This is a genomic window from Plantactinospora siamensis, assembly GCF_042434095.1.
Lineage (GTDB): Bacteria > Actinomycetota > Actinomycetes > Mycobacteriales > Micromonosporaceae > KBS50.
In genome coordinates this window covers 422,973-442,915 of record NZ_JBHLUE010000002.1, presented here as the reverse complement: position 1 = coordinate 442,915, position 19,943 = coordinate 422,973, and the positions used below count along the sequence as shown (strand labels likewise).

At 73.3% G+C, this 19,943-nt stretch carries 19 protein-coding genes; 11 read left to right on the top strand and 8 right to left on the bottom strand.

Annotation, left to right across the window (positions count from 1 at the left end; genetic code table 11):
- Positions 1-39: 39 nt before the first annotated feature.
- From pdhA to ACFFHU_RS03585, 5 genes are all read left to right on the top strand, one after another.
- Positions 40-1,221, top strand: coding sequence for a pyruvate dehydrogenase (acetyl-transferring) E1 component subunit alpha (gene pdhA, locus ACFFHU_RS03605; RefSeq protein WP_377335606.1), 1,182 nt, complete (start codon positions 40-42; stop codon positions 1,219-1,221).
- On the top strand, positions 1,221-2,210 hold the full coding sequence (locus ACFFHU_RS03600) for an alpha-ketoacid dehydrogenase subunit beta (protein ID WP_377335604.1): 990 nt from the start codon (positions 1,221-1,223) through the stop codon (positions 2,208-2,210). The genes pdhA and ACFFHU_RS03600 overlap by 1 nt, the downstream gene beginning before the upstream one ends.
- A 5-nt stretch (positions 2,211-2,215) precedes the next feature.
- Positions 2,216-3,697, top strand: coding sequence for a dihydrolipoamide acetyltransferase family protein (locus ACFFHU_RS03595; protein ID WP_377335602.1), 1,482 nt, complete (start codon positions 2,216-2,218; stop codon positions 3,695-3,697).
- Positions 3,698-3,944: 247 nt separating this feature from the next.
- The gene (locus ACFFHU_RS03590) at positions 3,945-4,082 is read left to right on the top strand and encodes a hypothetical protein (RefSeq protein WP_377335600.1); all 138 of its coding nucleotides are present in this window, start codon (positions 3,945-3,947) and stop codon (positions 4,080-4,082) included.
- Between the two features lie 431 nt (positions 4,083-4,513).
- Positions 4,514-7,261 (top strand): LppU/SCO3897 family protein, encoded by a 2,748-nt coding sequence (locus tag ACFFHU_RS03585; RefSeq protein ID WP_377335598.1) that lies wholly within the window; start codon positions 4,514-4,516, stop codon positions 7,259-7,261.
- A 51-nt stretch (positions 7,262-7,312) separates the two neighbouring features.
- Here the strand turns inward: ACFFHU_RS03585 and ACFFHU_RS03580 are convergent, their stop codons facing one another.
- Together ACFFHU_RS03580 and ACFFHU_RS03575 are read right to left on the bottom strand one after the other, a co-directional pair.
- A complete protein-coding gene (locus tag ACFFHU_RS03580) occupies positions 7,313-7,858 on the bottom strand; it encodes a dihydrofolate reductase family protein (RefSeq protein ID WP_377335596.1) in 546 nt (181 codons plus the stop codon).
- A 55-nt stretch (positions 7,859-7,913) separates the two neighbouring features.
- Positions 7,914-9,116 (bottom strand): RNA polymerase subunit sigma-70, encoded by a 1,203-nt coding sequence (locus tag ACFFHU_RS03575; protein WP_377335594.1) that lies wholly within the window; start codon positions 9,114-9,116, stop codon positions 7,914-7,916.
- 225 nt (positions 9,117-9,341) lie between these two features.
- Between ACFFHU_RS03575 and ACFFHU_RS03570 the strand changes: the two genes are divergently transcribed.
- Together ACFFHU_RS03570 and ACFFHU_RS03565 are read left to right on the top strand one after the other, a co-directional pair.
- Entirely contained in the window at positions 9,342-9,896 is a 555-nt protein-coding gene (locus tag ACFFHU_RS03570) for a Uma2 family endonuclease (protein WP_377335592.1), read from the top strand.
- A 100-nt stretch (positions 9,897-9,996) separates the two neighbouring features.
- Positions 9,997-11,829, top strand: coding sequence for an NHL domain-containing thioredoxin family protein (locus ACFFHU_RS03565; RefSeq protein WP_377335590.1), 1,833 nt, complete (start codon positions 9,997-9,999; stop codon positions 11,827-11,829).
- An 87-nt stretch (positions 11,830-11,916) separates the two neighbouring features.
- Here the strand turns inward: ACFFHU_RS03565 and ACFFHU_RS03560 are convergent, their stop codons facing one another.
- Complete coding sequence (locus ACFFHU_RS03560; protein ID WP_377335588.1) at positions 11,917-12,666, bottom strand: LamB/YcsF family protein; 750 nt, start codon at positions 12,664-12,666, stop codon at positions 11,917-11,919.
- Between the two features lie 153 nt (positions 12,667-12,819).
- Between ACFFHU_RS03560 and trhA the strand changes: the two genes are divergently transcribed.
- Positions 12,820-13,497: a PAQR family membrane homeostasis protein TrhA gene (gene trhA / locus ACFFHU_RS03555; RefSeq protein ID WP_377335586.1), complete on the top strand. Its 678-nt coding sequence runs from the start codon at positions 12,820-12,822 to the stop codon at positions 13,495-13,497.
- Positions 13,498-13,647: 150 nt separating this feature from the next.
- Here the strand turns inward: trhA and ACFFHU_RS03550 are convergent, their stop codons facing one another.
- Positions 13,648-13,932 carry a DUF6458 family protein gene (locus ACFFHU_RS03550; RefSeq protein WP_377335584.1) on the bottom strand — a complete coding sequence of 95 codons (285 nt, stop codon included), beginning with the start codon at positions 13,930-13,932 and terminating at the stop codon, positions 13,648-13,650.
- A 117-nt stretch (positions 13,933-14,049) separates the two neighbouring features.
- Here ACFFHU_RS03550 and ACFFHU_RS03545 point away from each other — a divergent pair, with 117 nt between their 5' ends.
- Positions 14,050-14,628: a SixA phosphatase family protein gene (locus ACFFHU_RS03545; RefSeq protein ID WP_377335582.1), complete on the top strand. Its 579-nt coding sequence runs from the start codon at positions 14,050-14,052 to the stop codon at positions 14,626-14,628.
- Between the two features lie 63 nt (positions 14,629-14,691).
- Here ACFFHU_RS03545 and ACFFHU_RS03540 read toward each other — a convergent pair whose 3' ends face one another.
- From ACFFHU_RS03540 to ACFFHU_RS03530, 3 genes are all read right to left on the bottom strand, one after another.
- Positions 14,692-14,961: a DUF6458 family protein gene (locus ACFFHU_RS03540; protein WP_377335580.1), complete on the bottom strand. Its 270-nt coding sequence runs from the start codon at positions 14,959-14,961 to the stop codon at positions 14,692-14,694.
- A gap of 150 nt (positions 14,962-15,111) precedes the next feature.
- Complete coding sequence (locus tag ACFFHU_RS03535) at positions 15,112-16,968, bottom strand: acyl-CoA dehydrogenase (protein ID WP_377335578.1); 1,857 nt, start codon at positions 16,966-16,968, stop codon at positions 15,112-15,114.
- 113 nt (positions 16,969-17,081) lie between these two features.
- On the bottom strand, positions 17,082-17,750 hold the full coding sequence (locus ACFFHU_RS03530; protein ID WP_377335576.1) for an NAD(P)-dependent oxidoreductase: 669 nt from the start codon (positions 17,748-17,750) through the stop codon (positions 17,082-17,084).
- Between the two features lie 91 nt (positions 17,751-17,841).
- On the opposite strand from ACFFHU_RS03530, the gene ACFFHU_RS03525 reads away from it, so the two are divergent.
- Both ACFFHU_RS03525 and ACFFHU_RS03520 read left to right on the top strand, forming a co-directional pair.
- Positions 17,842-18,351: a MarR family transcriptional regulator gene (locus tag ACFFHU_RS03525; protein ID WP_377335574.1), complete on the top strand. Its 510-nt coding sequence runs from the start codon at positions 17,842-17,844 to the stop codon at positions 18,349-18,351.
- A 105-nt stretch (positions 18,352-18,456) separates the two neighbouring features.
- Entirely contained in the window at positions 18,457-18,747 is a 291-nt protein-coding gene (locus ACFFHU_RS03520; protein WP_377335572.1) for a DUF4287 domain-containing protein, read from the top strand.
- A gap of 1 nt (position 18,748) precedes the next feature.
- On the opposite strand, the gene ACFFHU_RS03515 is transcribed toward ACFFHU_RS03520, so the two are convergent.
- Positions 18,749-19,876 carry a PP2C family protein-serine/threonine phosphatase gene (locus ACFFHU_RS03515; RefSeq protein WP_377335570.1) on the bottom strand — a complete coding sequence of 376 codons (1,128 nt, stop codon included), beginning with the start codon at positions 19,874-19,876 and terminating at the stop codon, positions 18,749-18,751.
- Positions 19,877-19,943 lie beyond the last annotated feature (67 nt).

Sequence of the window (19,943 nt, the reverse complement as noted above, 5' to 3'; positions counted from 1 at the left end):
CCAACCCCGGTGCCGGCGCACACACGACAGGAGAGACGGATGGCGAAGGGCGACCCCGGGGTCACGGCCCGCGGCAAGCGGGCCACATCCCGATCCAAGCGGCCCCTGGCCGACCAGCCCAGCAGCGAGCCCGTGCAGCTGCTGACCCCCGAGGGCGAGCGGATCGACAGCGTCGTCGGTCAGGACGGCGTGGAGTACCGCGTCGACTTCACCGACGATGAGTACCGCGGCCTCTACCGGGACCTCGTGCTGGTCCGGAAGCTCGACGCCGAGGCCACGGCGTTGCAGCGGCAGGGCGAACTCGGCCTGTGGGCCAGCCTGCTCGGCCAGGAGGCGGCCCAGGTCGGCTCCGGCCGGGCCCTGCGGCCGCAGGACATGGCCTTCCCCACCTATCGCGAGCACGGCGTCCTCTACTGCCGGGGCATCGACCCGATCATGCCGCTGGGCCTGTTCCGCGGCGTCGACCAGGGCGGTTGGGACCCGAACGAGTTCAAGTTCAACATGTACACGATCGTCATCGGCGCCCAGACGCTGCACGCCACCGGCTACGCCATGGGCGTCACCATGGACGGCCGCACCGGCGGCGAGGACGGCGAGGCCGTGATCGCCTACTTCGGCGATGGCGCCACCAGCCAGGGCGACGTCAACGAGGCGTTCGTCTGGGCCGGCGTCTTCAACGCCCCGCTGGTCTTCTTCTGCCAGAACAACCAGTACGCCATCTCCGAGCCGCTGGAGCGGCAGACGCGCATCCCGCTCTACCAGCGGGCGGCCGGCTTCGGCTTCCCCGGCATCCGGGTGGACGGCAACGACGTGCTGGCCTCGTACGCGGTGACCCGCCAGGCGCTGGACAACGCGCGCCTGGGCCAAGGCCCGAGCCTGATCGAGGCGTACACGTACCGGATGGGTGCGCACACCACCTCCGACGACCCCACCCGCTACCGGATCGCCAGCGAGGTCGAATCCTGGCAGGCCAAGGACCCCATCGCCCGGATGCGCGCCTTCCTCACCCGGCAGCAGATCGCCGACGAGACGTTCTTTGCCGAGGTGGACGAGCAGGCCAAGCGCGAGTCCGTGCACCTGCGCGAGCGGGTGCTGAACATGCCGAACCCGGAGCCGGTCAGCATGTTCGACCACGTCTACCCGCACGGATCGGCCGAGCTCGACGTGCAGCGCGAGCAGTTCAGCCGGTACCTGGAGTCGTTCGAGGGGAGCGCGCACTGATGGCCACCGAGACCCTCACCATCGGAAAGGCCCTGAACACGGGCCTGCGGCGGGCCCTGGAGAACGACCCCAAGGTCGTCATCATGGGCGAGGACGTCGGCAAGCTCGGCGGCGTCTTCCGGATCACCGACGGGCTGCAGAAGGACTTCGGCGACCAGCGCGTGGTGGACACCCCGCTCGCCGAGTCCGGCATCATCGGCACGGCCGTCGGCCTCGCCATCCGCGGCTACCGCCCGGTGTGCGAGATCCAGTTCGACGGTTTCGTCTACCCGGCGTACGACCAGATCGTGTCGCAGGTGGCGAAGATGCACTACCGGTCGCAGGGCAAGGTCCGGATCCCGATGGTGATCCGGATCCCGTTCGGCGGCGGCATCGGCGCGGTCGAGCACCACTCCGAGTCGCCGGAGGCGTACTTCTCGCACACCGCCGGGCTCAAGGTCGTCAGCTGCGCCAGCCCGCAGGACGCGTACACGATGATCCAGCAGGCCATCGCCTCGGACGACCCGATCGTGTTCCTGGAGCCGAAGCGGCGCTACTGGGAGAAGGGCCCGGTGGAGCTGGACGCCCCGCTCTCCGGGGCGTACCCGCTGCATGCCGCGCGCGTGGCGCGGGCCGGCACGGACGCCACGGTGCTGGCGTACGGTCCGATGGTCCGGGTGGCGCTGGACGCCGCGACGGCGGCCGCGGAGGACGGCCGGGAGCTGGAGGTCATCGACCTGCGCACGCTCTCCCCGCTGGACCTCGGCCCGGTGTACGAGTCGGTCCGCCGCACCGGACGCTGCGTGGTGGTGCACGAGGCGCCGGGCAACCTGGGTCTCGGGTCCGAGGTCGCGGCCCGGATCACCGAGGAGTGCTTCTACTCGCTCGAGGCGCCGGTGCTGCGGGTGACCGGGTTCGACACCCCCTACCCGGCCTCCCGGGTGGAGGAGGAGTACCTGCCGGACCTCGACCGGGTGCTCGAAGCCGTCGACCGCACCTTCGGATGGTGAGCCGAATGTCGCGAATCAAGGAGTTCCCGCTCCCCGACCTCGGCGAGGGCCTGACCGAGGGCGAGATCCTCAAGTGGATGGTCGCGGTCGGCGACACGATCGAGCTGAACCAGCCGATCGTGGAGGTCGAGACGGCCAAGGCCGCGGTCGAGATCCCCGCCAAGTGGGGCGGGCAGGTGCACGCGATCTTCCAGGAGGAGGGCGCGACCGTCGAGGTCGGCACCCCGATCATCGCGATCGACACCGACCCGGGCGCCGGACCGATCGACGAGTCCGGCGTGGGTGGCCCGGCCACCACCGGCCAGCCCGGGTCGGACCTGCCCACGCCGTCGGCCGCGTCGCTGGCCGCCGTGCGGGTGGCGCCCGCCGAGGGCGTCGTGGAGCCGGGCATGGAGGGTAGCCCCGCCCCGGCCCGCACGCCGGTGCTGGTCGGCTACGGACCGCGGACCGCCGCGGCCAAGCGCCGGCCCCGCAAGGCCGTCCCCGGTACGCCAGCCGCGGCCGCTCCCGCGCCGACCGCCGCGGCCGCTCCCGCCGCGACCCCCGCGCCACCGGTCCATGATCGGCAGAACGGGGCCGCGGGCACGGTGGTGCTGGCCAAGCCGCCGGTCCGGAAGCTGGCCCGGGACCTCGGGGTGGACCTGACCGGGCTCACCGGCTCGGGCCCGCTGGGCTCGATCACCCGGGAGGACGTACAGCGGGCCGCCGAGACGCCGGCGACGCCGGCGGCCGAGGCGCCGGCAGTGACCCCGGCGGGCGTTTCCGCCGCGGCCCCGTCCTTCGGCCCGGACCGCGAGCAGCGGATCCCGGTCAAGGGGGTGCGCAAGCTCACGGCGGAGAACATGGCCCGCTCGGCCTTCACGGCACCGCACGTCACGGAGTTCCTGACCGTCGACGTGACCCGGTCGATGCGGGCGCTGGACCGGCTGCGCGCCCAGCGCGACTGGCGGGACGTCCGGGTCTCCCCGCTGCTGCTGGTGGCCAAGGCCGTCCTGCTCGCGGTCCGCCGGCACCCGATGGTCAACTCGTCCTGGGCGGGCGACGAGATCGTGGTGAAGGAGTACGTCAACCTGGGCATCGCGGCGGCCACCGAGCGTGGGCTGATCGTGCCGAACATCAAGGATGCCGGCCGGCTGTCGCTGCGGGAGCTGGCCGACGCCATGACGGCGCTGGTGCAGACCGCCAAGTCCGGGCGGACGGCGCCGGCCGACATGGCCGGTGGCACGCTCACGATCACCAATGTGGGCGTGTTCGGCGTGGACACCGGCACGCCCATCCTCCCGCCTGGTGAGTCGGCCATCCTCGCCTTCGGCGCCGTCCGGGAGATGCCCTGGGTGCACAAGGGCAAGGTGAAGCCGCGCCAGGTCACCACCCTGGGTCTCTCCTTCGACCACCGGATCATCGACGGCGAGCTCGGGTCGAGGTTCCTCGCGGACGTCGGGGCGTTCCTGGCCGATCCGGAGGCGACCCTGCTGGCCTGGACCTGATCCCGAGGTCGTCGGCCCGGCCAGGACCGGGCCGACGACAACCTCCCGGCTGAACGGCCGGTGTGCGCGGTGGAAACACCGGGCACACCGGTCGTTTCCGTTGAGCCAAGAAACTTCGGCCCTAGGCCCATGGCGACCGATGATTCTTCGGCTGGTGTCACAGCTCACCTAATAATCGTTGGATTACCGACCCGCGACGCGGCACACTGGAGGAGCACCAGGAAGCACACGTCCGGGGGGACACAAAATGAGCATGATGAACCGGATCCGGAACCGCCGGGACGCCAGCCGCCGCGCTCGGGCCATCGATCGCGCGCTGCAGTCCGCTCCGACGCCCAGCTTTGCCAACGAGATCATGTTGGCGCAGCTGCGTCAGTTCCGCTGAGCCCACAGACCTTCCACCTCCTCACCCCGACGACCCCGCCCGGCTCCGGCCGGCGCGGGGTCGTCGGCGTTCCGGCCCGCGACGTTCCGGCCCGCGACGCTCCGGCCCGCGACGCTCCGGCCGGCGACGCTCCGGGCGGCGGGTGGCTGTCGCGCCCGGGGGCGGGCCGACCGGGGCCGGCGGCCCGCCGGGGCCGCAAGCGGATCGGCCGGGATTCCCCCCGGCCCGACCGCCCGGTACGGTTGGGCACGGCCGACCTCCGCCCGACCGCCCGGGACCGGTGACTTTCCGGATACGCCGGGATCATCCGCCGTCATCCCCCGCACCGCCCCGCGCCGCGTGTCGGCGGACCGGCTACCGTGCGGAGAGAGAGTCGGCGGCCGGCGCCAACCATCGGAACCGCCCGGCCGAGACGCGAAGGAGGCGCGCGCATGACGTCCGAGGGCCCGCAGCGACCCGGCCACGAGCCGGAGGAGGCTGCACGAGGCGCCGCTGGACCCGTGCCGCACGGTGGCCACGGCACCACGTACGGGCGGCCACCGGCGCCCCCGTTCGACGAGCGGGACCAGCCACCCCGGTTCGACCAGCCCGACGAGGCGGCCGAGCACGGTGGGGCAGGAAACGCCGCGGGTTGGGCGCCACCGGCGGGGGGCCGTTGGGGCGTACAGGACAGCAGCGAGGCCGGCCCGGCCTCCGGCGGCTGGCGGAGCCCGGAACCGTCCGTTCCGGCCCAGCCGGGGCCGAACCCGCCAGCACCGTGGCCGGCGCAGCCGGCGCCGACGGGCTGGTCGGACCCGGCCGAGGAGCGCCAGGCCGGCTGGTCGGTTCCGCCCGCCGCGGCCGCGGCCTGGGCGCCGCCGAACCCGGCGGGACCCGCCGACTGGTCGCCGGAGGCCGGCGACCGGGCCGGGGTCGAGCGTGCCCCGGAGGTCGGCGCCGGACCGTCGGACGAGCGGCCCCGCTGGGCCACCGCCGACATCCCGCCGCCGGCCACCCCCGGCGCGGAGGCGTCGAAGCCGTGGACCCCCGGCGACGGCTGGGCGGTGGCCCAGCCGGCCGCGCCGGAGCCGCCGCCCACGGGCGGCTACGACGGCACGGCGGCCGCCGGCGGCTACGACGACGCCCCACCCGCCGGCGGTCACGAAGCCACGGCGACTCCCGGCGGCGGACTGCCGCAGCGCGGGCGGGACCGCCGGGCCGAGGAAACCTACCTGCCGGACAGCGGCGACTCCATGGCGTTCGGTGCGATGAGCCACGATTCGGGTGAGCTGTCGGCGGCCGTCCGCGACCAGGCCTGGCCGGCGTTCGCGGCCGGCGCCGAGGCGCGCGGGCGGGTATCCGCGGGAGACGACTCTTCCGGCGACGACCGGGAGGGGCAGCCGCCGCGGTACGAGCCGCGTCCCGCGCCCGGGATCTCGCCGGCCGGAGCGGTCCCGCTGCCTCCACAGGAGACTCGCCGGGTGCCGGGGGCCGCGCTCGCGGCCGCACACGCCGAGGAGCAGGCGGCCGGCGATTGGCCCGACGAGGACGTTGCCGGGGCGGACGCTTCGCACGGCTGGCCCGAACCACCGGCGGCCGGACCGGTCTCCGGCACCCCGCTGCCGCAGCAGCGGCTCGGCTCGCCGGGCGGCGCGGCTCAGCGCGATCCATCGGCGTCGGCCGAGGAGGAACCGGGTGGGGCCGCGGTCACGGCCAGCGCCTCGGTGCCGCTTGCCAGCCGGGTCATGCCACCCACCGACTACGGCACGCGCCCCGGCGGGCGCCCGGAGCCGCGGGTGTACGGCCGGCCGGCGGCGGATGAGGCGGAGCCCGAGCACGAGGACGCCCCGGCGCCGCAGGCCATCCCCGGGCAGCGGACGCCCGGGGTGTACGGCCGACCGGCGACGTACGGCGGTGGCCGCGACGACGAGCCGGACGAGCAGTTCCGGTCGGCGCCGCCCGGCGGCCGGGCGGGGGAACCGGCCCCGGTGTTCGGCGGCGCGGCCGTGCCCTTCGCTGACCTGACGAACGACCGGGAGGACCGGCGCGGTACGGGCCGACCCCCGGCGTACGAGCCCGACGATCGGGATGGTTTCCCGCCCGGCTCGCCGGCCGCCTTCCCGCCCGGTTCGCCCGCGGCCTTCCCGCCCGGCTCGCCGGCCGGGCGCGACCAGGGTGGTGCCGGCGGGCGGGCGGGCGCGCAGCCGTTCGGCCCACGCCCGGACGACTGGGAGCCACCCCGGCCACCCGACCGCACCACCGTCGGTCCGTCCTTCCCGGGCGATCCGTCGTTCCGGGCCGACCCGTCCTTCCCGGGCGATCCGTCGTTCCGGGCCGACCCGTCCTTCCCGGGCGACCCGTCGTTCCCGGGTGGGCCTCGGGACGAGCGTGAGCAGCGGAACGGTCACGTCAACGGCGCCGCCTTCGGCGGCCCGCCGAACACCACCGCGTTCCCCCCGGCCGAGCCGGGCTTCGACCGGCCGAACGGCGGCCCCGGGACCTATGGCGGGCCCGGCAACCGCCCCGACTTCGGCGGGTCCGGGCCGGGCTTCGGCGGCCCCGATCCGGCCGGTGGGTCCGGCATCCCGAACGGCGGTCCCGGCGGCTTCGGCGGCGCGGGCGGCTTCGGGCCCGGCGACGCCGGCCCGCCGGGTCGCGCGGCAGCGCCGGGCGTCTACGGCGGCTCGGCCGGCGTGCCGAACGGCTTCGGCGGACCGGGCGGCGTCCAGGCCGGTGGGCCGGGCGGATCCGCTTCCGGGCCCAACGGGTTCGGTGCCCCCGGCGCCGGCCGGCCCGGCACGAACACGGATCCCGACCAGAACCGCTTCGACTCGTTCCGGCCGGAGTCGTCGACCGACGCGCCGAAGGAGGAGCCCGCGCCGACCCCGCAGGTCCGCAACGGGCGGGTGCTGGCCGCCGTGCTGGCGGCCGCGGTGCTGCTGCTGGTCATACCGCTGGGCGCGGTGTGGCTGTTCAGCGGCGGCGGTGACGACACCTCCTACAGCCCGGCCGTCGGCGACTGTGTCAAGCAGTCCGGCTCCAGCCCGGCGAAGGCCAGCTGCGACGAGGCCGGGTCCTACAAGGTGACCGCCAAGGAGCCGAGCACCGACAAGTGCCCGGACGCCAACCAGCCGCACCTGGTGGTCAAGGAGAAGGACGGCAAGGAGCAGGTGCTCTGCCTGCAACCCGCCGGCAAGTAGCCCAGCATCGCCGGCCCGCCCCGCCATCCGGGGCGGGCCGGCGGCTTTTCGCTACCGGAGCACCCGATACCACAGGTTCGTAACGTGCGGCACGGCGGTGACGCTCAGCCGCTCCAGCCGGACGGCCGGCACGCCGGGCTGGTCGAAAATGCGGACCCCGTCGCCGAGCAGCACCGGCGCCACGCAGAACAGCAGCTCGTCGAGCAGGCCCGCCCGCAGGCACTGCCGCGCCACGTCGGCGCCGAGGACGTTGACGTAGCCGTCGCCCGCGGCCGCGCTGGCCGCGGCCACGCCCTCGGCCAGCTCGGTCACGAAGGTGACGTCGGGCGCGGCGGTGGCCGGTGGCCGGTGGGTGAGCACGAACTGCGGGCCGCTCCAACCGCCGCCGAAGGCCTTTCCGGCCCTTTCCGGGTCGTCCCGGTACGGATCGTCGCCGCCGAACGTCCGCCGGCCGACCAGCAGCGCGCCGATCCGGCCGATGAGGTCGTCGATCTCGGGATTGGGACCCAGGTGGGGGGTGGCCCAGGACATGTCGCCGTCCGGGCCGGCGAGAAAGCCGTCCAGCGAAACCGTGCCGGAATACAGCAGCTTGGCCATGATTACCTCCGTAGGGGTTGTGGACCCCCGTTGAGACGGCAGGTCGGGGCGGAAGTCATCGGTACCCGCCGGGCAGCTCCGAAGGCAGGCCGAACGCCGGGAACAGCCCCGGATCGTGGAACGCCGTCAGCTCGGTTATCCGCTCACCCTCCATCCGCGGTACGGCGATGGCGGCGGCCCGGTACGTCCGCTCGCCCGCCCCGGCCAGGTAGGTGGCCATCGCGGGGCCGCCGTTGGCGCGTACCGGCAGCACCCGGAACCGGCCCACCCAGTGCGGCGACGCCGGGTCCCAGCTGGTCGCGAGGGTGGCCAGCACCGCCTCCCGGCCGGCGTACCACATCGGGTACGGGGGCATGGCCGTCCGTACCTCCTCGGCCAGCAGCTCGGCCACGACGGCCAGGTCGGCCCGCTCCACCGCGGCCATGTACCGGCGCAGCGCCGCGCGTTCCCGCGGACCCGGCGGGGGCGGCGGCGACCAGTCGGCGCGACGCTCCGGCAGCCGCTCCCGGAGCGTCCCCCGGGCCCGTTGCAGGGCGCTGTTCACCCCGGCCGGGGTGCCGTCCAGCAGCACGGCCACCTGCTTCGCCGGCCAACCCAGCACGTCGCGAAGGATCAGTACGGCGCGCTGCCGCGGCGGCAGGTACTGGATAGCGGCCAGGAAGGCCAGCTCCATCGTTTCCCGGGCCACCACCAGGGCCTCCGGCTGGGCGTCGATCGGCCCCGCCGGCTCCCACAGCTCGTCGGGAAAGGGCTGCAGCCACGGGAGGTCGTGCCGCGGCGGCAGCGAGGCGGTCGGCTCGGCCGGCCCGGCGAGCTGCTGCGGCAGGATCCGGCGGGTCCGGCCGGCCAGGACGTCCAGGCAGGCGTTGGTGGCGATCCGGTAGAGCCAGGCGCGGAACGAGGAGCGGCCGGCGTAGCCGCGGCGGCCCTTCCAGGCCCGCAGGAACGTCTCCTGGACCAGGTCCTCGGCCTCGTCGTACGAGCCCAGCATCCGGTAGCAGTGCACCCGCAGCTCGCGCCGGTGCGGCTCGACCAGGCCGGCGAACGCGTCCGCATCGCCGGCCCGGGCGGCGGCCACGACCTCAGCGGCGCGGTCCGCGGCCTCGACGGCCGGGTGGTCGGCGGCCTCCACGACCCGGCGGTCCGCGGCCTCGACGGCCGGGCGGTCCGCGGCCTCCACGGGCGGGCGGTCGGCGGCCTTCACGGGCGGGCGGTCCGCGGCCTCGGCTGCGGCTGCGGCGTCTCGGGTGCCGGTCATCGGCCCACTCTGCCCCATCCGGCCATGCGGGTGATCCTCAGGCGTCCTCGAGCCGGATCGGATGCACCAGCTCGGCCGCGATGATCGCGGGAACCGGGTGTGCTCGCCGAGGCGTCTTCCTCGGCTGCCAGGTATGCGGCCAGAAACGGATTGCTGGCCCCTCTCGCAGGCCGGGCGTCATGCCAGACTCGGGAAGTCGGATCGGCCCTTCGGAGGTGCATCGCTGTGACAGCCGCGGCTCTTGACCATGCCGGGCCCTGGACCGAGGCGGATTACTTCGGGCTGGGCGAGTCCACCAGTCGGATCGAGCTGCTCGACGGGAGCCTGATCGTGAGTCCCGCGCCATCCGGGCCACACCAGCAGATCGCCCGCCGGTTGGCGAACGCCATGGAAGCAGGCGTCGAGGCGGCTGGCCTGGCCGTCATGGAGGCGGTGAACGTACGCCTTCGGCCCGGCCGGATCGCCATCCCGGACGTGGTGGTGGCGAGCGACGACGAGTTGGGCGTCTTCGAGGCGGCCGAGGTCCGGCTGGTGGCCGAGGTGGTCTCGCCCGGAAACGCCGCGGCCGATCGGGTCGTCAAGATGCAGCTGTACGCCCTCGCGGGCATCCCGTGGTATCTCCTCGCCCAGGAGACGCCGCCCGAGTTCCGGCTGTTCCGGCTCCAGGCCGGCCACTACGTCGAGCATGCCGTGGCCGACGAGGGTGATCGGCTGCGCCTCATCGAGCCGTTCGCCGCCGAGCTGGCCGTGTCTGAGGTGATCCGACCCCGGAAGCGTTAGCCCGGCCGGCCCGGTACGGACGGCGGGTGCGCCGGATGGGTCGAAACCGCCGGCGCGGAGTGCCCGGAGGGTCCGCACCGGGACGTGGCAGGCTTGCTGCATGAGCACCGAAGCCCGGGTCCGGGCCCCCGAGTTCCGCGGACGCGGCTGGTTGAACACCGGCGGCCGCGAGCTGAAGCTTGCCGACCTCCGCGGTCGGATAACGATCGTGGATTTCTGGACCTTCTGCTGCATCAACTGCCTGCACGTCCTGGACGAGCTGCGGCCGCTCGAGGAGAAGTACGGCGACGCGCTCGTGGTGATCGGCGTCCACTCGCCGAAGTTCGAGCACGAGAAGGACCCGGACGCCCTGGCCGCGGCCGTCGAGCGGTACGGCGTGGCCCACCCGGTGCTGGACGACCCGGAGCTGATCACCTGGCAGCAGTACGCCGCCAAGGCCTGGCCCACGCTGTCGGTGATCGACCCCGAGGGTTACGTGGTGGCCACCATGGCCGGCGAGGGACACGCCGAGGGGCTGACCCGGCTGGTGGACGAGCTGATCGACCGGCACGAGGCGAAGGGCACGCTGCGCCGCGGCGACGGCCCGTACGTCCCGCCGGCCGAGCCGGACACGGCGCTGCGGTTCCCCGGCAAGGCCGTGCCGCTGCCCGAGGGCACCCTGCTGGTCTCGGATTCGGCCCGGCACTCGCTGGTGGAGCTGGCCGCCGACGGCGAAACGCTGCTGCGGCGGATCGGCTCGGGCAGCCGGGGCCGGGCCGACGGCGACCCGGCCACGGCGAGCTTCGCCGAGCCGCAGGGCATGGTGCTGCTGCCGCCGCACGTGGCCGAGATCTCCGGGTACGACGTGGTGGTGGCCGACACGGTGAACCACCTGCTCCGCGGCGTACGGCTGGCCACCGGCGAGGTGAGCACCGTGGCCGGGACGGGCCGGCAGTGGCGGTCGACGGTCGACGACCACCCCCACGACGCGCTGTCCATCGACCTTTCCTCGCCCTGGGACCTGGCCTGGTACGACGACCGGGTGATCGTGGCGATGGCCGGCATCCACCAGCTGTGGTGGTTCGACCCGGTGCGGCGTACCACCGGGGTCTATGCGGGCACGACGGTGGAGGCGCTGCGCGACGGGCCGCTGCCGGACGTGTGGCTGGCGCAGCCGTCGGGGCTGTCGGCGGCCGCGGACGGCGGCCGGCTCTGGATCGCGGACAGCGAGACCAGCGCGCTGCGGTACGTCGAGGACGGCGCGCTGCACACGGCCGTCGGGCAGGGGCTGTTCGACTTCGGGCACGTGGACGGCCCGGCCGACCGGGCGCTGCTGCAGCATCCGCTGGGGGTGGCCGCGCTGCCCGACGGCTCGGTGCTGGTGGCCGACACGTACAACGGCGCCGTGCGCCGGTACGACCCGGTGGCCGGCCAGGTGTCGACGGTCGCGGCCGAGCTGGCCGAGCCGAGCGACGTGGCGCTGACCGCCGACGGCGGCGTGCTGGTGGTGGAGTCCGCGGCGCACCGGCTCACCCGACTCGCCCCCGGCTCGCTGGCCGCGGCCGGCGTGGTGGTGGACGGTCCCCGGCACCGGGCCGAACGCCCGCCCAGCGACCTGGCCGGCGGCGAGGTGACCCTGGACGTGGTCTTCACGCCGGCGCCCGGGCAGAAGCTGGACGAGTCGTTCGGGCCGTCCACCCGGCTGGTCGTCTCGGCTTCCCCGCCGGAGCTGCTGCTCGAGGGCGAGGGCACCGGCACCGAGCTGTCCCGCCGGTTGGTGCTGAACCCGGCCGTACCGTCCGGGGTGCTGCAGGTGGTGGCGCAGGCCGCGACCTGCGACGCCGAGGCCGAACACGCGGCCTGCCACCTGACCCGGCAGGACTGGGGCGTACCGGTGCGGCTCGTCCCCGACGGTCCCACCCGCCTCCCCCTGGTCCTCCGCGGCCTGGACTGAAAGGAAGGGCCCCTTCTTAACGCTTTTTGTATAGGAAGGGCCCCTTTTTAACGGGGCCGTCCGGGGGCGGGCGGCGCGGGCGGCGCCTCAGGCGAATGGTCGGACCGGCAGGCCGGCGTCGGCCAGCGCGTCCCGGACCCGACGGGCCAGGTCCACCGCGCCGGGCGTGTCGCCGTGCAGGCAGATCGACTCGACGGCCGCGGGCACGACCGTGCCGTCCGCGGCCGTGACCGTGCCGTCCCGGGCCATTCGCACGGCCCGGTCCGCCGCCTCCGCCGGGTCCGCGACCAGCGCGCCAGGTGCGGTACGCGGCAACAGCGTGCCGTCGGCCCGGTAGCCGCGATCGGCGAAGCCTTCGGCCACCGCCCGCAACCCGGCGCCGGTGGTCAGCTGGGCCAGCACCGATCCGGGCTGGCACAGCACCGGCAGCTCGGCGTCGTACTCGCCGACGGCCGCCACCACGGCCGCGGCCTGCAACTCCTCCACGGCGGCGGCGTTGTAGAGCGCTCCGTGCGGCTTCACGTACCGGAGCCGGGTGCCGGCCAGCCGGCAGAACGCGGCCAGGGCGCCGATCTGGTAGACGACCTCGTCGCGCAGGTCCTCGTACGCGTACTCGATCCGGCGTCGACCGAAGCCGGCGAGGTCGCGGTAGCCCACCTGGGCGCCGACCGCGACGTTCCGCTCGGCCGCGGCCGCGCAGACCCGGCGCATGGTGGGCGCGTCGCCGGCGTGAAAGCCGCACGCCACGTTGGCCGAGGTGATCACGTCGAGCAGCGCTTCGTCGTCGCCGAGCCGCCAGACGCCGAAGCCCTCGCCGAGGTCCGCGTTGAGGTCCATCCTCCGCACCGTAGTCCGTCGGGCCGCGACCCGGGCCGGGGCCGCCGGGCCGCGACCCGGGCCGGGTCCGCTGTGCGGCCCGGGTCTGGACACCGGTACGTCGTGACGCGTCTAACTACCTGCAAGTAACTTACGGTGCCGTAACCTAGGGGGGTGAGCACCTCGACCCCGTTCCGGATGAAGCCGGTCGACATCGGCAAGCCGCTGCTGCGCGGCTGGCTGCACACGTACGCCTTCTTCGTGGCCATCGTCTGCGGCATCGTGCTCTGCTCGCTCGCTGCCGCCCGGCCCGGCTGGACCCCGCTGGTCGCCTGCGGGATCTACAGCCTGACCGTCTGCGGGCTGTTCGGCACCAGCGCGCTCTACCACCGTCGGGTCTGGTCGGAGCGCGGATACCAGGTGATGCGCCGCCTCGACCACTCGATGATCTTCGTGTTCATCGCCGGGACGTACACGCCGTTCTGTCTGCTGCTGTTGCCCGGCCACGGCGGGCGGCTCCTGCTGACCCTCGTCTGGGCCGGCGCCCTGGCCGGGGTGGCCATCAAGCTGATCTGGCCGCACGCGCCACGCTGGCTCTCCGCGCCGCTCTACATCGCGCTGGGCTGGGTGGCCGTGGCCGTCCTGCCGGACATCCTGCACAACGGCGGGGTGACGGCGCTCGTCCTGATGGTGGCCGGCGGCCTCGCGTACAGCGTGGGCGCGGTGTTCTACGCGCTTCGCCGGCCCAACCCGTGGCCCACGGTCTTCGGCCACCACGAGTTCTTCCACGCCTGCACGTTGGTGGCCGCGATCTGCCACCACATCGCCATCTACTTCGCGCTCTTCGCCTGAGGCCCCGGCCGCCGGTCCCCCCCGCCAGCGATTCAAGGCCGCCGGACGCCCGGCCGCCGTCCCGCACGAACAATCGGTGGATCTTGGAATTTCACTGCCCTTCGCGGGGCAGCAGAATTCCAAGATCCACCCATTCCCGTCCGGGTCCGCTCAGATCGCCGGGGGCGGGCCCGGGCGTCGGACCTCGCGGTACTCCTCGACGACCTGCGCGTTCTGCGGCGGCACCACCGGCGTCTCGCGGACCACCGGCGCGTCCCGGACCACCGTCCGGCGGCGGCTCTGCCAGAACCACATGGTGAAGATGAGACCCGCCACCCCGGCCAGCATCAACACCCAGCCGACCACGTGGATGTTGAGAAAGCCCAGGTTGGCGTCCACCGCGAACGCGAGGATCGCCCCCAGAGCGATGAGGAAGATGCTTCCACCGATGCCCACTTGTCGCCCTCCTTGGCGCCCAGCTGACCGGCACGCGCCGGTCACCGCCACTCGCGAGGTTGCGGCACGCACCGGGTTACCCATCCTCTTCGATCCCCAATCGGGCAAGCTGAGCAGATGAGCGAGCGCGGCGAGCGTCGGATAGTGCTGTTGCGGCACGCCAAGGCGGAGCGGCCCGATCGGATGGCCGACCCGGACCGGGCGTTGACCTCGCGCGGGCACGCGGACGCGGCCGCCGCCGGGGCGTGGCTGGACCACAGTGGCTACCGGCCGGAGGAGGTCATCTGTTCGCCGGCCAAGCGAACCCGCCAGACCTGGCACGACGTCGCGCTGGGCCTGACGGCGCCGCACGCGGGCGAGCATCCGGACGCCGGCGCGGCGTCCGAGGGCGGGCCGCTCGATCCGCCGGCCGTGCCGGGTCTGGGCCCGAGGGTGCGGTACGAGGACGATGCGTACGACGGTCGCGCCGCCGACCTGTTCGAACTGCTCCGGACCGTTGGGGACGATGTCGGCACCGCGCTCCTGGTGGGGCACAATCCCACCATTTCGGAGCTTTCCGAGCTGCTCGATCCGGTACACGCGGATCCGGACGGCCTGCGGACCTGCGGCCTCGCGATCCACGCCTTCTCCGGGCAGTGGTCGGACCTGGCGCCCGGCCGGGCCCCGCTGGAACGCTGGTATACCGCACGGGGCTGAGCCCACCCGTTAGGAGGGGACCCTTCCTATACAAAAAGCGATAAGAAGGGGCCCTTCCCTCTCTCAGCTGGGCGGCGCGCTCGGCGGGGGCGGGTCGGGCGGCGGCGGCATCATGGCGGTGGGATGCGACAACCGGTTCTCCTCCACGATGAGCGTGCGGGCCCGCTGCCGGCGCGCCTGCCAGTAGGACAGCGTGATGGCCAGCACGGCCAGCCCGGCCAGCATGAAGACCCAGCCCACGGCGCGTACGTCGATCCACCAGACATTGGCCCGTACGGCGAAGGTGAGAATCGCGCCGATCGCGATGAGGAAGATTCCGCTACCGATGCCCATCTGCGCTGCACTCCCCTGTGCGCGGTGACTGCCTGCCGATGCTGCTCGTCATTCCGCAGCGGGATTTCGCGGTTGTCCGCAGGGGCTGAATAGCCGGCTGGCCGGCGCGCAATCGCGCGCCGGCCAGCCAAAATCCGGGAGAAAGGGTAATCAGAACGCGTCTTCGGGCAGCTCCATGAGCTCAGCCGAGGTGGACTCGATGATCCGCCGGTCGGCGCCGATCCGCGGCAGCACCTCGTGGGCGAAGAACCGGGCCGCCGCCACCTTGCCCTCGTAGAAGGCCTTGTCCCGGCCGGACAGCTCGCCGCCGAGCGCCGCCAGCGCCACCTCGGCCTGCCGCTGCAGCAGCCAGCCGACGACCAGGTCGCCGAGGGCCAACAGCAGCCGGCGGCTGCTCAGGCCCACCTTGTAGAGCGCCTGCGGTTCGCCGCCCTGGGCCTCGCCGAGCCAGGTGGTCATGGTGCCGATGGTGCTCTGGATCTCGCCGAGCGCCTTGGCCAGCGCCTGCCGCTCCACCTTGAGCTGGCCGTTTCCGCCCTCGGACTCGATGAACGCCTGAATCTCGCCGGCCACCGCCAGCAGGGCCTTTCCGCCGTCCTTCACGATCTTCCGGAAGAACAGGTCGAGGCTCTGGATCGCGGTCGTTCCCTCGTAGAGGGTGTCGATCTTCGCGTCCCGGACGTACTGCTCCAACGGGTAGTCCTGGAGGAAGCCGGAGCCGCCGAAGGTCTGCAGCGACTCGTGTCCCAGCACCTCGTACGCGCGCTCCGAACCGACGCCCTTGACCAGCGGAAGCAGCAGGTCGTTGACCCGCTTGGCGAGCTTCGCGGCCTTCTCGTCCCCGCCCGCCTCGGCGACGTTGATCCGGTCCTGCCAGGTGGCGGTGTAGCAGACCAGGGCGCGCAGTCCCTCGGCGTACGACTTCTGCAGCATCAGCGACCGGCGTACGTCGGGGTGGTGCGCGATGGTCACCCGCGGCGCGGTCTTGTCGGCCTGCCGCAGCAGGTCGGCGCCCTGCACCCGGTTCTTGGCGTACTCGAGGGCGTTGAGGTAACCGGTGGAGAGCGTGGCGATCGCCTTGGTGCCGACCATCATCCGGGCGTACTCGATGATCATGAACATCTGCCGGATGCCGTCGTGCTTGTCGCCCAGCAGCCAGCCCCGGGCCGGGGTGCCGTGCTCGCCGAACGTCAGCTCGCAGGTGTTGGAGACCTTGATGCCCATCTTGTGCTCGACGTTCGTGGCGTAGACGCCGTTCCGCTCGCCCAGTTCGCCGGTCTCGGCGTCGAAGTGGAACTTCGGCACGACGAACAGCGACAGGCCCTTGGTGCCGGGCCCGCCGGCGCCCTCGACCCCGACCGGCCGGGCCAGCACGTAGTGCACGATGTTGTCGCTCAGGTCGTGCTCGCCCGAGGTGATGAACCGCTTCACGCCCTCGATGTGCCAGGAGCCGTCCGGCTGCGGGATCGCCCGCGCGCGACCGGCGCCGACGTCGGACCCGGCGTCCGGCTCGGTGAGCACCATGGTCGAGCCCCACTGCTTCTCGATGAAGAGCTTGGCCCAGCGCTGCTGCTCCGCGGTGCCCTCGACGTGCAGCACGTGCGCGAAGGAGGGGCCGGAGGCGTACATCCAGATCGGGGCGTTGGAGCCCAGCACCAGCTCGGCGAGCGACCACCACAGCGCGCGCGGCGCGCCCGTGCCGCCCAGCTCCGCCGGCAGGTCGAGGCGCCAGAACTCGGCGTCCATGAAGGCCCGGAAGGACTTCTTGAACGACTCGGGCAGCGGCGCGGTGTGCGTCGCGGGGTCGAAGACCGGCGGGTTGCGGTCGCTGTCGGCGTAGCTGGCGGCCAGGTCCTCCCGGGCCAGCCGATCCACCTCCGCGAGGATGCTGCGGGCGGTCTCGGCGTCCAGATCGGCGTACGGCTCGGCGCCGAACGTGCGATCCACCCCGAATACCTCGAACAGGTTGAATTCGAGGTCCCGCAGGTTGCTCTTGTAGTGGGTCATGCTCGCTGGCCCCCCGATTCGGGACAGTTATTACCGGTCAGTAACTGGCACTGTATTACCGACGGGTAGGCAGCGACAAGCGAATCTTGGACGTGACGCGGGCCACAGGGGCGTCAGTTGGCCACCCCGACCACCTGGCCGATGGAGTCCGGCCGGTCGAGCAACCGCAGCATCAAGCCGGCCACGTCGGCACGCGAGACGGTGAAGCCGCGGCGCAGGTTGCGCCCGTAGGCCACCCGGTACCCGTCGGTCGCCGGCCCGTCGGTCAGCCGCGGCGGCCGGACGACCGTCCAGTCCGCGGCGCTGTCGCGGAGCACCTCCTCCATCTCGGCCAGATCGGCGTAGTTACCCCGGAGAACCCGCTTGATCGCCGGAGTGAGGACGTGGCGCATGACGAACCCCTCCCCCGGGTCGTGCCGGGGCGGGTTGGGCCGGCCGGGCGACGGCACCGTGCCCACCGGCGCGGCGCTGACCACGATGATGCGCCGAACCCCGGCCGCCGCCATCGCGGACAGGGCGGCCCGGGTGCCCCTGGTGGCGACGCCGACGTCGGCGGCCGATCGCGGCCCGAGCCCGGAGAGCACGGCGTCGGCGCCGCCGACCGCGTCCCGCAGCGCCGCCGGATCGGCAGCGGCGAGATCGGCGGTCACCACCCGGACCGGCCGCGCGGTCAGCCGCGCCGGGTCGCGGACGACCGCGGTCACGTCATGTCCCGCGGCGAGCGCGCGGTCCACCAACTGACGTCCGATTCCTCCGGTCGCACCGAGGATGACGAGCTTCATCTGCTTCCCTCCCCTGACGACGGCGGCGCTCGGGGCCACCAGCCGGCCTATGATTTGGAAACCGTACTACTTAATATGAGGCTCATACAATATGGAGCGCAAAGTTTCGGGATCGGGCCGCGACCGGCGGCGCACCACGGTCGCGATCAAGGAGGCGTTGCGGGCGCTCAACAGCGGGCTCTCCCTCCTGGATCACCAGGTGGGGGCACGCCTCGAACTACGCCGCGTCGACCTGGACTGCCTTGACCTGCTGTCCCAGCACGGCCCGCTCAGCCCGAGCGCCCTGGCCCGCCGCGCCGGCCTGCACCCCGCCACCATGACCGGGGTGCTCGACCGGCTCCAGCGGGGCGGCTGGATCGAGCGGGAACGCGACCCGGCCGCTGCGGACCGCCGCTCGGTGACGGTGCGGGCGCGCCGCGATCGTGCCGCTGAGGTGATCCGGCTCTACTCGGGGATGGACGCGGCGATGGACGCCATCTGCGCCGGCTACGACGAGAACCAGCTCGCCGTCATCGCCGACTTCCTGCGCCGGGCCGGCGAAGCCGGTCAGCAGGCCACCGAGGCGCTCGCCGGGGACCGACCGTCGCCGCCAACGAAGTGACCTGCGCCATAGTCGCTCGCTACGGAGCGGGTGTCGATTTTGCCGGGGCCCGCTCGACGCGTAGATGAGCGGCCCGACAGGCGGGCCCGCGACGGAAGGATCGACATGTCGTTCCAGGCGTACCTCGACACGATCGAGGACAAGACCGGCATGACGCCGCGCGAGTTGCTGGCGCTCGCCGCCGAGCGGGGTTTCGCGGGGTCCGCCGTCAAGGCCGGCGCGGTGGCCGACTGGCTCAAGGCAGACTATGGCCTCGGGCGCGGCCACGCGATGGCATTCGTGCACGTCATCAAGAACGGGCCGACGATCTCCAGCAAGCACGTGGGCGCCACCGGCAGCCATCGCGACGCGTCCGACACGCTCTGGCTGGACGGCAAGGCGACCCGACCGACCTGAGTCAGTTCTCGGCGGCGCCGAGTTCCCAGCTCGGCACCGCCGTCGAGGGCACCTGCCCGGTGCCCGCGTACTCCATCAGCACCAGCGCGATGTCGTCCTCGAGGCGACCCCGTACCCACTCCACCAGGGCCGTCTCCAACGAGGCCAACCCGTCGGCCACCGTGCCGTGGCCGAGCAGCCGCCAGGCCCGGTCGGCGGTGGGGAAAAACTCACCATCCCGGCGCGCCTCGCCCAGACCATCCGTGAACAGCAGCAATCGGTCACCGGGTTCCAGCCGCTCCACCCGGGGCTGCACCACCGGCATGAAACCCAGCGGCGGCGCCGGCGCGGGCGGCTCCAGCGGGATCACGGCCCCGCGACGCAGCAGCAGCGGCGCCGGATGGCCGCAGTTGACGATGGTGAGCGTGCCGCCGCGCTCCTCGACCAGGGCGGCGGTGACGAAGTCCTCGTCGCCCACGCTGCGCGCCACCGCCCGGTCCAGGTCCGTAACGATGGTCCGCAGGTCGGCCCGCTCGTACGCCACATGCCGGTAGGAGCCCAGCACGATGCTGGCCAGCCGTACGGCGTCGAGGCCCTTGCCGCGCACATCACCGATGATCATGCGTACGCCGTACGGCGTGTCGAGCACCTCGTAGAGGTCGCCCCCGATGTCGGCCGCGGCCGTGGACGAGATGTAGTGACCGGCCACGGCGAGCGCGCCCACCTGCGGGCCCAACGGTCGGAGCACCGCCTGCTGCGCCACCGAGGCGAGTTTGGACAGTTCGTCGATCTGCTCGGCCTGACGCTGGCGGACCAGCGAGACGCCCACGGCCAGCGCGGTCGCCAGGGCGATGCCCAGCACGTTCACCACCACATCGGTGGTGAGCATCCGGCCGGTGAGCGCGAGGGCCACGCCGGTCACCGTCGCCAGCAGACCGACGCCCAGCACCACCCGCCAGGTCGCGAATGCCGCAGCCAGGAACGGCACCGCCACCACCAGGCCGAGGTAGCTGGTCGTCCCGCGGTCGAGCAGCTCGATCGCGCAGATGACCGCAAGCAGCGCAAGGGCCGCGCCGAGACCAGCGCGGGAGCCAGGGCTGAGCGGCCGGCGGAACGGCCGTGCGGGATGCGTGTGTACGCCGAACAGCATGCCTGATCGACCGCCTCGACTGAACCTGATTGGCCCGTCGGCTGAGCCGGTTCTGCCCGCGCGGCGC